This window comes from Streptomyces sp. NPDC007917 (assembly GCF_042959105.1).
Classification (GTDB): Bacteria; Actinomycetota; Actinomycetes; order Streptomycetales; family Streptomycetaceae; genus Streptomyces.
In genome coordinates this window covers 51667-66791 of sequence record NZ_JBIBKK010000019.1, presented here as the reverse complement: position 1 = coordinate 66791, position 15125 = coordinate 51667, and the positions used below count along the sequence as shown (strand labels likewise).

The window sequence follows — 15125 nt, the reverse complement described above, 5'->3', positions numbered from 1 at the left end:
CCCAGTCTGCCTGGTCCGGAACCCGCCGGGGCCACCCCGGATCACCCCGCTCGCTCAGGTGCCCCGGCCACCGGGGGTGCCCAGGTCGCCGGGGTCCAGGGGCGGGGCGCCGACGCCGCAGTGGTAGGCGCACTCCGGGCGGCACGGGCGCCGCCGCACGGCTTTCTCCTCCGCGCCTTCCCCCGCGACCTCAACCCCCGCGGCCTCCGCCGCTGCCCCCTCCTCCACCGCCGGCGCGGCGGCGGGTGCGGCGGCGGGCTCGGTGGGCGCTTGCTCCAGCGCGTCCGGTCGCACCGTGCGCCAGGCCACGAGGGCGCCCAACACCAGCACCCCGGCGCAGATCGGCATCGCGCGCCCGAACGTCTCCGCGAACCGGTCCGCCGAGCGGTACGCCTCCGGCCCCATCCCGGCCAGCAGCGGCAGCGCCGCCACCGCGATCAGGCCCGCCGCCCGCGCGGCCGCGTTGTTGATGCCGCTGGCCAGGCCCGCGCGTTCGACCTCCACCGACGCCAGCACGGTCGCGGTGAGCGGGGCGACGAGCGCCACCATGCCCAGGCCCAGCACCAGCAGCGCGGGCAGCACATCGCGCCAGTAGACGGCCCCCACCCCGGCCCGCGTCATCAGCAGCATCCCCGCCGCGCACAGCAGCGGGCCGACGGTCAGCGGGATACGCGGCCCGATGCGCCGCCCCAGCTCACCGGAGCGCGCGGACAGCAGCAGCATCAGCACGGTCGTCGGCAGCAGCGCGGTGCCCGCGGCGAGCGCGGAGTAGCCGACCACGACCTGGAGCTGCAGCACGGCCAGGAAGAAGAAGCCGCTGAACGCCGCGTACACGCACAACGTCACCGCGTTGACGGCGGTGAACTGGCGGGAGGCGAAGATGTCGAGCGGCAGCATCGCGTCCGCCGCGCGCCGCCGCTCCACGTGCACGAAGGCCACGCCCAGCAGCACCCCCAACACGGCCGGGACGATCACGGCGGGCGAGGCGCCCTTGCCGGGCGCCGCGATCAGCGCGTACGTCACCGCGCCGAGCGCCGGCGCGCCCAGCGCGGCGCCCAGGACGTCGAACCGCCCGTGCCCGCGCGGATCGCGGGACTCGGGCACATGGCGCAGGGCGACGGGCACACACACCGCCGCCAGCGGCACATTGAGGAAGAACACCCAGCGCCAGCCCGGCCCGTCCACCAGCCAGCCGCCGACAAACGGCCCGATCGCCGCCCCGACCCCGCCGAACCCGGACCACAGGCCGACGGCCCGCGCCCGGTCGTCGGGGTGGAAGGTGGCCTGGATCAGCGCCAGGGACCCCGGGGTGAGCAGCGCCCCGCCGATGCCCTGCAGGGCGCGGGAGGCGATGAGCATCCCGGCGTTGGGCGCGAGCCCGCACAGCAGCGAGGCGACCGAGAACCACACCACGCCGATGACGAAGACCCGTCGCCGCCCGAAGCGGTCCCCCAGCGCACCGCCCAGCAGGATCAGCCCGGCGAGGGTGAGCATGTAGGCGTTGACGGTCCACTGCAGGACGGCGAGGTCGGCGTTCAGGTCGAGGCCGATGTGCGGCAGCGCGACATTGACGACGGTGCTGTCGAGCAGCGCCATCGACGACCCGAGCACGGTGGTCAGCAGGACCCAGCGCCCGACCGGCGAGGACACGCGCAGCGTGCCCGCACCGCCGTCACCGCCACCGCCGCCGTCACCGCTCGCCACGGTCGGTGCGCGGGGTGGGGCGCGGCGCTCTCGACGTGGGCCGGGCCCCGGCCCGGAGTCACCCATACCTGGATCCTCCCCGTCCCCACCCCTCATCGCCACCCCGGCAAGCGGAAAAGCCACCGGGCCCGGCACCCACCGTGGGGTGCCGGGCCCGGAGCAGCCGGGAGACCGCGTCGCGGGCTACTTCAGCTTGGTGCCCGTGGAGCGCAGGTCCGCGCAGGCCTTGGTGACGCGCTCGGCCATGCCCTTCTCGGCCAGCTTGCCCCAGCTGCGCGGGTCGTAGGTCTTCTTGTTGCCGACCTCGCCGTCGACCTTCAGCACACCGTCGTAGTTGCGGAACATGTGGTCCGCGATCGGGCGGGTGAAGGCGTACTGCGTGTCGGTGTCGAGGTTCATCTTCACCACGCCGTTCTCCAGCGCGGTGCGGATCTCCTGCTCCGTGGAGCCGGAGCCGCCGTGGAAGACGAAGTCGAACGGGTCGGTCTTGCCGTGCTTGGCCGCGATGCCGTCCTGAAGGTCGCGCAGCAGCTCCGGGCGCAGCACGACGTTGCCCGGCTTGTAGACGCCGTGCACGTTGCCGAAGGAGGCGGCCAGCAGGTAGCGGCCCTTCTCGCCCAGGCCGAGCGCCTCGGCGGTCCGCTCGACGTCGGCGACGGTGGTGTACAGCTCGTCGTTGATCTCGTGCGAGACGCCGTCCTCCTCGCCGCCGGTCGGGGTGATCTCGACCTCAAGGATGATCTTGGCCTTGACGGCCTCGGCAAGCAGCTCCTGCGCGATCCGAAGGTTCTCGTCGAGCTTCTCCGCGGAGCCGTCCCACATGTGGGACTGGAACAGCGGGTTCTGCCCGGCCGCGACGCGCTCCTGGGAGATCGCGATCAGCGGGCGCACATACCCGTCGAGCTTGTCCTTGGGACAGTGGTCGGTGTGCAGGGCGATGTTGACCGGGTACTTCTTGGCGACGACGTGGGCGAACTCGGCGAGGGCGACCGCACCGGACACCATGTCCTTGTCGTACTGACCGCCCAGGAACTCCGCACCACCGGTGGAGATCTGGACGATGCCGTCGCTCTCCGCCTCGGCGAAGCCGCGGAGCGCGGCGTGCAGAGTCTGCGTCGAGGTCACGTTGATCGCCGGGTAGGCGAACTTGCCTGCCTTCGCCCGGTCGAGCATCTCGTTGTAGATCTCGGGGGATGCGATGGGCATCTGTCCGCTCCTTGTGATGTGCGGGGATTGGTTCTTGGCCCTGACCTAGGGGAACTACGGGGGCGACGTCATCGTCGTGGCCATCTTCCCAGACTCGGCCGTCTGCTCCACACGGCGCACGGCGGGATGACTCGGACGGGGGGTGGTGGTTTCACGTGAAACCACCACCCCCCGTCACCAAGTGTCCTCGCTTCGGCGGCCCGAAGGGGCGCCTCAGCCCAGGTCGAGGTCGGCCAGCGAGTACGCCGGTACGTACCGCAGCCCCGCCTCCGCGATCGCCGGCGCGGCCCCGCGCTCGACGATCGTCGCGACCGCGACCACCTCCGCGCCCGCCTCGCGCGCCGCCTCGACGGCGGTCAGCGGCGAGCCGCCGGTGGTGGAGGTGTCCTCGACCACCAGCACCCGGCGGCCCTTGATGTCCGGGCCCTCGATGCGCCGCTGCATACCGTGGGTCTTCTGGGCCTTGCGCACGACGAAGGCGTCGAGCCTGCGGCCCCGCGCGGCGGCCACATGCAGCATGGACGTGGCCACCGGGTCGGCGCCGAGGGTGAGCCCGCCCACCGCGTCGTACTCCAGGTCGGCCGTGGTGTCGAGCATGACCTGCCCGACCAGCGGCGCCGCCTCGGAGTCCAGGGTGATCCGGCGCAGGTCGATGTAGTAGTCGGCCTCCAGCCCGGAGGAGAGGGTCACCTTGCCGTGGACCACGGCCTTGTCCTTGATCTGCTGCAGCAGGGCGTCACGCGCATCGCTCATGGACACGAGCTTAGGCGCTGCCCCACCGCGGGACTCAGGCGAGCCGCCGCCAGCTCCAGGTCATGGCCATCTCCAGGGGGTCGATGGGGGTGACCAGGCGCGGCAGGGTGTTCAGGCCGTTGGGCGGGCCGGACTGCGGCTCCACACAGACCGCCTCCGCCTGCTCGTCGTAGACCACGACCCACTCGGAGCGGCTGGTCACCTTCAGCTCCAGCCGCCCGGGCCAGGTGAGCGTGACGTCCACGCCCCCCGGCATGCCGAAGCAGTCGTCCCAGGGGCCGGGGCGGGCCTCGATCCGGCGGCCGGTGGGCAGGTGGTTCTCGCCGCGCTCCTCCTGCCACTCGGCCTGGAAGGAGATCTCCGCCCCGGCACCGCCACCATCCCCGAGTTCGCGCAGGAACCACGGGTGCCAGCCCGCCTGCGCCGGGAAGGAGTCGCCCTCGGTCTCCACGCTCATCGTGGTCGTCAGGGAGTCCGGGGACAGCTGGAAGGTCTGGCTGACCCGGCCGCGGTACGGCCAGGGGTCGGCGAGGTCATAGGTGAAGGCCGCGGCGGTGGTGTCGGCGCTGACCGTGCGCCAGGCGACCTCCCGCCCGGTGCCGTGGATCGCGTGCGGGGGCGCGTTCACGGGCAGTTGATGGCTCCGGCCGCCGTTGCGGAACTGCCCGAGCTCGACCCGGCCGCACCAGGGCACCATCGGGAACGATCCGAACGTCGGGCCCTGCCGCAGCAGCTCCGTACCGTCGATGCGCAGCGAGGCGACGCGGCAGCCGTTGTCGGGTGCGACGGTCAGCTCCACATCCCCGGCGCTCAGCCGTACGCCGCGGGTATCGGTTCTCTCTTCGGTGGTCACGCCCCGACCTTATGCGCCCGCGCGCGCCTCGCTCACCTTCTGCGGCGCTCACCTTCTGCGGCGCTCACTTTCTACGGCGCAGCACCCGGCTGACCACGACGGCGGAGGCGATCACCACGGCGGCGGCGGGCGCCGCCCAGCGCAGCGCGAAGCCGGGGGACACGGTCTCGGGCGCGGGCACGGGGGCGTAGCGGCCGCGCGGCGGGGCGTGGTCGACCTCCTCCGTGCTGCGGCCGATCATCGTGCGGCGCGCATGCGCGGCCTCGGCGGGGGGCTCGTCGTCGAGCTCGCCCAGCTCCTCCAGGTCGCTCAGGTCACTGAGGTCGCCGACCTCGGACACGCTCTCGATGTCCTCGACGTCCTCAAGGCCGTCCAGATCGCTGACGTCGTCGACGTCGTCGAGGTCCCCGACGTCGTCCACAGCGACCTCGTCGGCCACATCGACGTCCTCGGCATCGCCGAGCGCGGCGACCGGCTCGCTCTCCAGGCCGCCGGCCAGCGCCGTGCCGAAGCGGTCCAGCAGCCGACGGGCGACCGTGGTGGCCGCCTGCTCGTCGAACTCCGCCAGCCGCCCCTCGCTGCGCACGGTCCCGGAGCAGACCAGCGTGGTCCCTCCGGACACGGCCTTGGGCACCACGGTCAGCGCGAGCTTCACCGAGCCGCTGCCGCGCGCCTCCGTCCCCTCGCCCTCCACCTCGAAGCCGGCGCCACGCTCGGCGATCCGCAGCGAGCCGCGGTAGGTGATGGTCGAGCCGCCGATCCGCACCCGGAGCCGCCCCGCGAGCGGGCCCGCCGCCGCGTCGGCGTCCTGCTGGAGCCCGGGGACGCAGCGGGCGACGCGGTCGGACTCCGTGAGCGCGAGCCGGACGGTGTCGACGGGAAACGGAACGAACACCTCATGCTCCATAGCTCAAGACACTACCCATCGCGCCTCCCGTGAGACCTGTTCCGGCGCGACTTTCACCGTGCGCGCCCGTGAATTCCCGGCGACGGCGCGATCCGGCGACATGGCACTGCGCGATACGGCGGTACGGCACTGCGCGATGCGGCGGTACGGCCGTACGCGATGCGGCGGTACGGAGGGGCGCGGTCACGGCGTGTACCGGGGGTGCGTCAGCGTCGAGGCGGGCAGCCCCGGCTCCCGCTGCCGCGCCGCCTCCCGCGCTCCCGCGCGCAGCGCGCCCGCCGTGAGGGACCGGGGGCGCGGGCCGTGGCCGGGCAGGCGCAGCCGGAGGGGGGCGCGCCCCGCCAGGACGAACCCCCACTCGTGCGGGGCCGCGGCGGCCCCGCCCGGGGAGCGCCTGCCGACCGCGTAGGGCACGGTCCGCAGGCCGACCGAGCGCACCGTCGTCTCGACCGTCCAGTACGCCCGCGAGCGCGCGCCCAGCGTTCCGGCGTGCACCGCGAGCCGTCCGCCGGGCGCAAGCGCCCGCGCCACCAGCCCGTAGAACTCCTGCGAGTAGAGCTTGGTGCTGGGCGTGATGCCGGGGTCGGGCAGATCGCAGATCACCACGTCATAGGCGCGGGGCGGGCGGGACGAGCCGGGCGTACGCGGCGAGGCGGGGCCGCCGGAGGCGCCGTACGGGCCGCCCGTGCCGCCCCCGCCGTCCGCCCGGCGCAGCCAGTCGAACGCGTCGGCGGTGACCACCCGCACCCGGGGGTCGCGGTAGGCGTGCGCGTTCAGGGCGGTCAGCCCCGGGTCGGTGCGGGCCAGCCGCACCACCTCGGCGTCGATCTCGACCACGGTGACCGAGCGGACCCCGCCGTACCGCAGGACCTCGCGCACCGCGAGCCCGTCGCCGCCGCCCAGCACCAGGACCCGCCGGTGCGGTCCGGCCATCGCCGGGTGGACCAGCGCCTCGTGGTAGCGGAGCTCGTCGCGCCCGCTGACCCGCAGCCGGCCGTCGAGGAAGAGGGACAGCGGCCGCCCGTTCGCCCCGCCGCCGGTCAGCACGATCTCCTGGACGCCGGTCCGCACGGCGACGCGTATGTCCGGCCCGTACACGGCCCGCCGGGCGGCCCGCTCGAAGGCGGGGGTCAGCGCCGCGGCGGAGGCCAGCAGGGCGAGCACCACCGCATTGGCCACGATCAGCGTCCACCGCGCCCGCGCGCTCAGATCGCGGCGGAACAGCCACAGCACCAGCGCCCCGCCCGCGACCGCGTTGACCGCGCCGGTCACCAGCGCGCCGGTGAGCTGGCCGAGCGCGGGCAGCAGCAGAAACGGGAACGCGAGCCCGCCGACCAGCGCGCCCACATAGTCCGCCGCGAACAGGTCGGCGACCGCGCCGCCCGCGTCCTGCCGCCGCACCCGCTGGATGAGGGTCATCAGCAGCGGCACCTCGGCGCCGATCAGCGCCCCGATCGCCAGCGAGAAGCCGACGAGCGCGGCGCGCGACTGCCCGGACCACACGAAGCACGCGTACAGCGCCATCGCCGAGCAGCCGCCGACCAGCGCGAGCACCGCCTCGACCGCGCCGAAGCCGACGGCGGCGCGGCAGCGCAGCCGCTTGGCCAGCAGCGAACCGAGGCCCATGGCGAAGACCATGACCGACAGCACGACGGACGCCTGGGTGACCGAGTCCCCCATCAAGTAGGAGGCGAGGGCGACCAGTTCGAGCTCGTAGACGAGCCCGCAGGCGGCGCAGACGAAGACGGTGCCTAGCACGAGGAAGCGGCCGAGCCAGGCCGGGACGGGCAGCCGCGCCGGGCGCTCCGGCTCGGCGAGGGGCGGCGCACTCGGGGCGGCGCCCGGGGCGGCGCTTCGGGCCGTACTCGGAGCGGTACTCGGGACAGCGGGCACCGGCGAATCGATCACGAAGGGCACGCTACGTTACATATCGCCCATGCCCCGTCACCCACACGGATGCATTGCCCGCCGCTCATCCGTGCCCAGCCCCTCCCGGAAGGGGACTTCACAGCGCCGCCGCCACCCGCGCCCCCACACAGGTGCGCGTCGCCACCAGCCGCCCCTCCTGCGGATAGGCGTGCCAGGTGCGCCAGCTCACCGCCCCCTCGCGCCACTGGGCGACCATCGCCGTGAAGGCGTGGGGGCTGCCGGGGAAGGTGCCAGCCAGCCCGTGGGGATGGTCCGCCACCAGCGCGAGCAGCTCCTGCGCGCGCCCCGCGAACGAACCCTGCGACAGTTCCTCGACGCGCGCCGCGAATTCGTACTCGCGGCCGTCGACGACCGTGGAGACGCCCATCGGCAGCGGGGTGCTGTTCCCCGACATACAGGCCACGGTCTCCGAACAGGAGCCCTCCTCACCCTTCAGGAGGACTTGGTGCGAGGCCCCGAGCAGCCTCAACTGCACGGAGACCTCGCGCAGTCGCAGATCGAGCACGGCCAGGGCCGGGAGCGGCTCCCGCCCCAGGCACCAGGCGAGGTCGTCGGCGCGGGTGTCGGTGTAGGCAGTCTTGAGGGTCGTGAGCATGGGTCGGCTCCGCAAACAGCGCAGGGGGAAGAGATGGGCCGGCCCGCCCCGCCGTGAGCCGGGCGCGTTCGAATGCGCCGACTCTCGCCCACGCGGGGTCCGTAGGGTCGGTGGTATACGGAATCATGGAATGAGAGCGCGCCACATCGTTTTTACCCATCTTCGCCAGGTTTCCACCCCTGCGGGCGCCTATCAGTTCATGTGTTCCATAGGCACTGGCGCTCAACAGCCGTGCGCCCGGCGTGCGTTGGCACGCCGGGCGCACGGGCGGCTGGAGAAGCCGACCCCCCGTGAGTCAGCTGCTCCCTCCGCAGCCGCCACCACCACCGCCGCCGCCGCCGCAAGACGAGCCGCCCCCACACGACGACCCGCCGCCACCGCACGAGTGGTGATGTCCTCCGCTGTGTCCCCCGTGTCCCCCGTGACTGTGTCCCCCGTGACTGTGTCCCCCGAGCCCGTCGGACCCGGCCCACCAGCTGCCATGGGACCTGCCGCCGTACGCGGAAGTGCCCCAGGCCCTGGCCCGCCGGGTCCGCGCGGTGCCGATCGCGGCCAGCGCCGCGAGGGCGAACGCCACCACGATCAGCACGACCATGAAGGCCATCGGACCTCACTCTCCCTTCCGTTCCCCCGTAGCGAGGTACCGGTCCGTACCTGTTGTGAACGATGCCCGGGCCCCGGGAGTGTCAAAGCGGAGTTGAGGAAGTCCAGAGGTTGGGCGGAGGATGGCCCCATGGGACGACCGCTGCTCAACCGCCGCCTGGCCGCATTCGGCACCACGATCTTCGCGGAGATGTCGGCGCTCGCCGTGGAGACCGGCTCGATCAACCTCGGCCAGGGCTTCCCCGACAGCGACGGCCCCGAAGAGGTGCGCGAGGCGGCGGTCCGCGCGCTGCGCGACGGCCGCGGCAACCAGTACCCGCCCGGTCCTGGCGTCCCCGAGCTGCGCACCGCCGTCGCCGAGCACCAGCGGCGGTGGTACCGACTGACGTACGACCCGGACCGCGAGGTGCTGGTCACCGCGGGCGCGACCGAGGCCATCGCCGCCTCGCTGCTCGCGCTGCTCGAGCCGGGCGACGAGGTGATCGCCCTGGAGCCGTACTACGACTCGTACGCCGCGTGCATCGCGATGGCGGGCGGCACCCGCGTCCCGGTCACGCTCCGCCCGGACGCCACCGAGCACGGCGCCGCGTTCCGGCTCGACCTGGACGAGCTGCGCGCCGCGGTCACCGACCGCACCCGGCTCATCCTCCTCAACACCCCCCACAACCCCACCGGCACCGTCCTCACCCGCGAGGAGCTGGCCGCCGTCGCCGAGCTCGCGGCCGAGCGGGACCTGCTGGTGGTGACGGACGAGGTCTACGAGCACCTGGTCTTCGGCGCCGAGCACACTCCGCTCGCCTCCTTCCCCGGCATGCGCGAGCGCACCGTCACCATCGGCTCCGCGGGCAAGACCTTCTCCTTCACGGGGTGGAAGGTCGGCTGGGTCACCGCCGCGCCGGAGCTGGTCGCGGCCGTGCGTTCCGCGAAGCAGTTCCTGACCTACGTCTCCTCCGGCCCCTTCCAGTACGCGGTCGCCGAGGCCCTGCGCCTGCCCGACAGCTACTTCCACACCATCCGCGAGGACCTGCTGGCCAAGCGCGATCTGCTGGCCGGGGGCCTCGCCGACGCGGGCTTCAGGGTCTTCCGCCCGTCCGGCACGTACTTCATCACCACCGACATCCGCCCCCTCGGCGAGAGTGACGGCTTCGCCTTCTGCCGCGCCCTGCCCGAGCGCTGCGGCGTCGTGGCGATCCCCAACGCCGTCTTCTACGACCACCAGGACCAGGGCGCCCCCTTCGTCCGCTTCGCGTTCTGCAAGCGCGCCAGCGTCCTCGAAGAGGCCGCGACCCGCCTCAAGAGCCTCGCGGGCTGAGCCGCCCCCGGCCCCCCGTACGGGTCACCCCGGTCGCGGGCGGACGCGCGAGCGCGCAAGGTCGTGGTGTGCCGGGCCCCGCCGCATTCCCGGGGTCCGGCACGCGACAGCCGCGTGTACCCCCCTTGGGAGGTGCCCCGTGTCCGCCGACACCAGCGCGCCCATACGGGCCCCGGAGCCGCCGGCGCCGCCTCCGGTCCCGATCGGTCCCACGGCCCGTCTGCGCGCGTCGCTGCTCCGGGCCGCCCCCGCGCTCGGGCTGTACGCCGCGAGCCGGCTGATCGGGCTGGTGTGCCTGGCGGTGTGGGCCGGGTGGGTCGGCAAGCATCCGCGTACGCTGCTCGGCTACTCCTGGGACAGCGTCTGGTACGTGGGCATCGTCCGGCACGGCTACGACAGCGGCCTGCCGCCGGACCCCGCCAAGCACGGCGTCCCCTTCAGCGACATGGCCTTCTTCCCGCTGTTCCCGATGCTCATGCGGACCCTCACCACCGTCCTGCCCATCACCGCCGTGACCGCCGGTCTTGTGGTCGCCTGGGTTTCGGCGGGGGTGGCGGCCTGGGGCATCCACGCCGTCGGGGAGCGGCTGCACGGGCGGCGCGTGGGCACCGCGCTGGTGGTGCTGTGGGGGCTGCTGCCGCACGCGGTCGTGCAGTCCATGGCGTACACCGAGCCGCTGCTGACCGCCCTGGCCGCCTGGTCGCTGTACGCCGTCCTGACCCGGCGCTGGCTGTGGGCGGGGACGCTGGCCCTGCTGGCCGGGGCGGCCCGGCCCAACGGCATAGCCGTCGCGGCGGCGGTCTGCTGCTGTGCCGCCACCCGGCTGTGGGGGCGGCCGTCGTGGCGGGTGTGGGCGGGCGCGGCGCTCGCGCCGCTGGGGTGGCTCGGCTATCTGGCCTGGGTGGGCTACCGGCGCGGCAGCTGGCGCGGTTACTTCGCCGTCCAGGACGAGTGGGGGTCCCGGTTCGACTTCGGCGCGAATGCCCTCCGGTTCGTCCGGCACCTGCTCATCGGCAGGGCGGCGTTCGCGTACTTCGTGGCGCTGGCGATCCTGGGGGTCGCGCTCCTGCTCTTCGCGCTGCTCACGGCCGACCGGCCACCGCTGCCCCTGCTGGTCTACACGCTGGTGCTGCTCGTCATCACCCTCGGCGGCAGCGGCTACTTCGCCTCCAAGCCGCGCTTCCTGCTGCCCGCCTTCCCGCTGCTGCTCCCGCTGGCGGTGGGGATGGCGAGAGCCCGGCCGCGCACCGCCGTACTGACCGGCGGCGCGCTGGCCGGGCTCTCCTTCGTCTATGGGACGTATCTGCTGACCGTGGCCCGCATCCCGATGTGAGCAGCGCTCAGCCAGGCCACGACGGGCTGGCTCGGCCAGGCCGGGACGGCCCAGGGCCGTCAGGCCTCGTCGTCGCCCGGCTTCTCGTCGCCGTCGGACTCGATGTCGGCCTCCAGGCCCAGCTGCTCGACCAGCCACTTGTCGAACTCGATCGAGGCCCGCACCCAGCTGACCGTGCTGGAGACAAAGTGCTCCAGGCTGACGCCGGTGCCGATCAGCATCTGCGCCTCACCGATCAGCCGGACCGTGCCGTCGTCGTTGGTGTGGCTGTAGACCTTCGGCCACAGCGTGCGACGGTTCCAGTCGTCGATCGCTTCGAGCAGGCGCGGCTTCTCGTCGATCTCATGCGGCCGGTCGTAGAAGGTCCGGACCGAGAAGACCTGCTGCTCCTCCTCACCACGGAACATGAAGTAGGTGCGGAACTGCTCCCACGGCGCGGCGAGGTCACCCTCCTCGTCGACGACGTACTTCAGCTCCATCTGCTCCAGCAGCTGCTTGACCAGGTCCTGGTCGGGCAGCACGGGGCCCGTCGGACCCGTCGGTTGCGGCTCGGGCTGGCCCCCGAAATTCGGAATCGAGGACGGGTCGATGCTCACCGTGGATTTCCCTTCGTCTGGATACCGCCATCCTCCCTCACACCCGCCCCCGGCGTGCAAGCCCGGGCGGACTGTTCCCGCATCCAATCCGCGGCGGCCCGCCGGAAGCGTGCGGGCGGCCCGCGGCGGGATCACCGCCGCGGGCCGCCCGGAGGCCGTCTGCCGCCGTTACTGCGCCGGGCCCACCAGCAGGTCGTCGCCGACCCGGTCCACCCGGACCGTGTCGCCGTCCCTGACCTCGCCCGCCAGGATCTCCTTGGCCAGCCGGTCGCCGATCGCCGTCTGGACCAGCCGGCGCAGCGGCCGCGCCCCGTACGCCGGGTCGTTGCCCTCCTCCGCGAGCCAGGCCAGCGCGGCCGACGTGACGTCCAGCTTCAGCTGCCGCTCGGCCAGCCGCTCGGCGAGCCGGTCGATCTGCAGCTCGGCGATGCGGGCCAGCTCGGGGCCGCTGAGCGCGGTGAAGACCACCAGGTCGTCCAGCCGGTTCAGGAACTCCGGCTTGAAGGAGGTCCGCACGGTCTCCAGCACGCTCTGCTTCTTCTCCTCCTCGCTGAGCAGCGGGTCCACCAGGTACTGGCTGCCGAGGTTGGAGGTGAGGACCAGGATGGTGTTCCGGAAGTCCACGGTCCGGCCCTGGCCGTCGGTGAGCCGCCCGTCGTCGAGGACCTGCAGCAGGATGTCGAAGACCTCGGGGTGGGCCTTCTCGACCTCGTCCAGCAGCACCACGCTGTACGGGCGGCGGCGCACCGCCTCGGTCAGCTGGCCGCCCTCCTCGTAGCCGACGTAGCCGGGGGGCGCGCCGACCAGCCGGGCGACGCTGTGCTTCTCGCCGTACTCGCTCATGTCGATGCGGACCATGGCCCGCTCGTCGTCGAAGAGGAAGTCGGCGAGCGCCTTGGCCAGCTCGGTCTTGCCGACACCGGTCGGGCCGAGGAAGAGGAACGATCCGGTCGGCCGGTCCGGGTCGGCGATGCCGGCCCGGGTGCGGCGCACCGCGTCGGAGACGGCCCGTACGGCCTCGGTCTGGCCGATCAGCCGCTTGCCGAGCTCGTCCTCCATGCGCAGCAGCTTCTGCGTCTCGCCCTCCAGCAGCCGCCCGGCGGGAATCCCGGTCCAGGACGCGACCACATCGGCGACGTCGTCGGGGCCGACCTCCTCCTTGACCATCGTGCCGCGGCCCTCCTGGACCTCGGCCTCGGCCTCGGAGGCCTCGTCCAGCTCCCGCTCCAGCGCCGGGATCTCCCCGTACAGCAGCTTGGACGCGGTGTCGAAGTCCCCGTCGCGCTGGGCCCGCTCGGCCTGGCCGCGCAGCTCGTCGAGGGTCTCCTTCAGCTCACCGACCCGGTTGAGGCCCTGCTTCTCCTTCTCCCAGCGCGCGGTCAGCCCGCGCAGCTCCTCCTCCTTGTCGGCGAGGTCGCGGCGCAGCTTCTCCAGCCGCTGCCTGCTGGCCTCGTCGGTCTCCCGGGCGAGCGCCATCTCCTCCATCTTCATCCGGTCGACCGAGCGCTGGAGCTCGTCGATCTCGACGGGCGAGGAGTCGATCTCCATGCGCAGCCGGGAGGCCGCCTCGTCGACCAGGTCGATGGCCTTGTCGGGGAGGAAGCGGGAGGTGATGTAGCGGTCGGACAGGGTCGCGGCGGCGACCAGCGCGCCGTCAGCGATCTGCACCTTGTGGTGGGCCTCGTAGCGGCCCTTGAGCCCGCGCAGGATGGCGACGGTGTCCTCGACGGTCGGCTCGGCGACCAGCACCTGCTGGAAGCGGCGCTCCAGCGCGGCGTCCTTCTCGATCCGCTCGCGGTACTCGTCGAGCGTGGTGGCGCCCACCATGCGCAGCTCGCCGCGGGCCAGCATCGGCTTGAGCATGTTGCCCGCGTCCATCGCCGAGTCGCCGCCGGCGCCCGCGCCGACCACGGTGTGCAGCTCGTCGATGAAGGTGATGATCTGCCCGTCGCTGGACTTGATCTCGGCCAGGACGGTCTTCAGCCGCTCCTCGAACTCACCGCGGTACTTGGCGCCCGCGACCATCGCGCCCAGGTCCAGCGCCACCAGCCGCTTGTTCCGCAGGCTCTCGGGCACATCGCCCTTGACGATCCGCTGCGCCAGGCCCTCGACGACGGCCGTCTTGCCGACGCCGGGCTCGCCGATCAGCACCGGGTTGTTCTTGGTGCGCCGCGACAGCACCTGCACGACGCGGCGGATCTCCTGGTCCCGGCCGATGACCGGGTCGAGCTTGCCGTCGCGCGCGGCGGCGGTGAAGTCGGTGCCGAACTTCTCCAGGGCCTTGTACGTGCCCTCCGGGTCCGGGTTGGTCACCCGCGCTCCGCCCCTCGCCTTCTCGAACGCGGCGAGCAGCTTCTTGGCGCTCGCCCCCTGCTCCGCCAGCAGCTCCCCGGCCCGGCCGCCCTTGGCGGCGATGCCGATCAGCAGGTGCTCGGTGGAGACGTAGTCGTCGCCCAGGTCCTTGGCGCGCTGCCCGGCGTCCGCGAGCACCGCCAGCAGCTCGCGGTTCGGCTGCGGCGGGGCGACGGTCGACCCGCGCACACTGGCCAGCCCGGCCAGCAGCCGCTCCGCGCCGTCGCGCACGACGGCCAGGTCGGCGTCCACGGCGGCCAGCAGGTCCATCAGATTCTCGTTGTCCTGGCCCTGCAGCAGGGCCAGCAGCAGATGCGCGGGCGTCAGGTCCGCGTGCCCCGCGGAGACGGCCCGGTCATTGGCGGCGCTCACCGCCGCCCGGCTCTTGTTGGTCAGCTCGGCGTCCACGTCCCCGTGCTCCTCCTCATCGCGCTTGGCGGCACTCAATCCCTGCCGTGCCCAACATCCGTAAAGTTGAGTCTATTCCACTCAAGTGTGAAGGGTCGAGAGAGGGAGCCGTCGCGGCCCGCCGCACAGTCGATAGATTGGCCGTCATGGCCCTCGACCCCCGCCACCCCGACCCCGCCTACCTCGCCTTCTGGCGCGAGCGCCATGTGTGCACGCTGACCACACCGCGCCCCGACGGCACGCCGCACGTGGTCCCCGTCGGTGTCACATACGACCCGGCGGCCGGAATCGCTCGCATCATCACCAACAAGCACAGCCGCAAGGTCGCCCACATCCAGGCGGCCGGCCCCTCCGGCGCGCCCGTCGCCGTCTGCCAGTTCGCCGGGAAGCGGTGGGCGACGCTCGAGGGCCGGGCGGTGATCCGTACCGAGAACGAGCTCATCGAGGACGCGGTGCGGCGCTACGCCGAGCGCTACGAACGCACCCCCTCCCCCAATCCGGACCGGGTCCTGATCGAGATCACGCTCACCAGGGCGCTGGGCCGGGCGTGAGCACGAGAGGCGCCGCCGGGTCT

General features: G+C 73.0%; 12 protein-coding genes. 3 read left to right on the top strand and 9 right to left on the bottom strand.

Going from position 1 to position 15125, the window contains the following annotated elements; all coding sequences use genetic code 11:
* Positions 1-54: 54 nt before the first annotated feature.
* The 7 genes from ACFZDL_RS31265 to ACFZDL_RS31235 all read right to left on the bottom strand — a co-directional run bounded on the left by ACFZDL_RS31265 (position 55) and on the right by ACFZDL_RS31235 (position 7947).
* Complete coding sequence (locus tag ACFZDL_RS31265; protein WP_391193131.1) at positions 55-1596, bottom strand: DHA2 family efflux MFS transporter permease subunit; 1542 nt, start codon at positions 1594-1596, stop codon at positions 55-57.
* A gap of 291 nt (positions 1597-1887) precedes the next feature.
* Positions 1888-2910, bottom strand: coding sequence for a class II fructose-bisphosphate aldolase (gene fbaA / locus ACFZDL_RS31260; RefSeq protein WP_353593970.1), 1023 nt, complete (start codon positions 2908-2910; stop codon positions 1888-1890).
* Positions 2911-3123: 213 nt separating this feature from the next.
* Positions 3124-3663, bottom strand: a complete 540-nt coding sequence (gene pyrE, locus ACFZDL_RS31255; protein ID WP_353593971.1) for an orotate phosphoribosyltransferase — start codon at positions 3661-3663, stop codon at positions 3124-3126.
* Positions 3664-3697: 34 nt separating this feature from the next.
* Positions 3698-4516 (bottom strand): aldose 1-epimerase, encoded by an 819-nt coding sequence (locus ACFZDL_RS31250; protein ID WP_353593972.1) that lies wholly within the window; start codon positions 4514-4516, stop codon positions 3698-3700.
* Between the two features lie 64 nt (positions 4517-4580).
* Positions 4581-5423 carry an SRPBCC domain-containing protein gene (locus ACFZDL_RS31245; RefSeq protein WP_353593973.1) on the bottom strand — a complete coding sequence of 281 codons (843 nt, stop codon included), beginning with the start codon at positions 5421-5423 and terminating at the stop codon, positions 4581-4583.
* Positions 5424-5606: 183 nt separating this feature from the next.
* Positions 5607-7331, bottom strand: coding sequence for a polyamine aminopropyltransferase (locus ACFZDL_RS31240; RefSeq protein ID WP_391193077.1), 1725 nt, complete (start codon positions 7329-7331; stop codon positions 5607-5609).
* A 97-nt stretch (positions 7332-7428) separates the two neighbouring features.
* Entirely contained in the window at positions 7429-7947 is a 519-nt protein-coding gene (locus tag ACFZDL_RS31235; RefSeq protein ID WP_353593974.1) for a DUF2617 family protein, read from the bottom strand.
* Between the two features lie 733 nt (positions 7948-8680).
* Here ACFZDL_RS31235 and ACFZDL_RS31230 point away from each other — a divergent pair.
* Both ACFZDL_RS31230 and ACFZDL_RS31225 read left to right on the top strand, forming a co-directional pair.
* The gene (locus tag ACFZDL_RS31230) at positions 8681-9862 is read left to right on the top strand and encodes a pyridoxal phosphate-dependent aminotransferase (RefSeq protein WP_353593975.1); all 1182 of its coding nucleotides are present in this window, start codon (positions 8681-8683) and stop codon (positions 9860-9862) included.
* Between the two features lie 139 nt (positions 9863-10001).
* On the top strand, positions 10002-11195 hold the full coding sequence (locus tag ACFZDL_RS31225) for a hypothetical protein (protein WP_353593976.1): 1194 nt from the start codon (positions 10002-10004) through the stop codon (positions 11193-11195).
* Positions 11196-11254: 59 nt separating this feature from the next.
* Here ACFZDL_RS31225 and ACFZDL_RS31220 read toward each other — a convergent pair whose 3' ends face one another.
* On the bottom strand, positions 11255-11791 hold the full coding sequence (locus ACFZDL_RS31220) for a YbjN domain-containing protein (protein ID WP_311729158.1): 537 nt from the start codon (positions 11789-11791) through the stop codon (positions 11255-11257).
* A 168-nt stretch (positions 11792-11959) separates the two neighbouring features.
* Entirely contained in the window at positions 11960-14551 is a 2592-nt protein-coding gene (gene clpB, locus ACFZDL_RS31215; RefSeq protein ID WP_353593977.1) for an ATP-dependent chaperone ClpB, read from the bottom strand.
* A gap of 146 nt (positions 14552-14697) precedes the next feature.
* Here clpB and ACFZDL_RS31210 point away from each other — a divergent pair, with 146 nt between their 5' ends.
* Entirely contained in the window at positions 14698-15102 is a 405-nt protein-coding gene (locus tag ACFZDL_RS31210; RefSeq protein WP_353593978.1) for a TIGR03618 family F420-dependent PPOX class oxidoreductase, read from the top strand.
* The last annotated feature ends 23 nt before the right edge of the window (positions 15103-15125 follow it).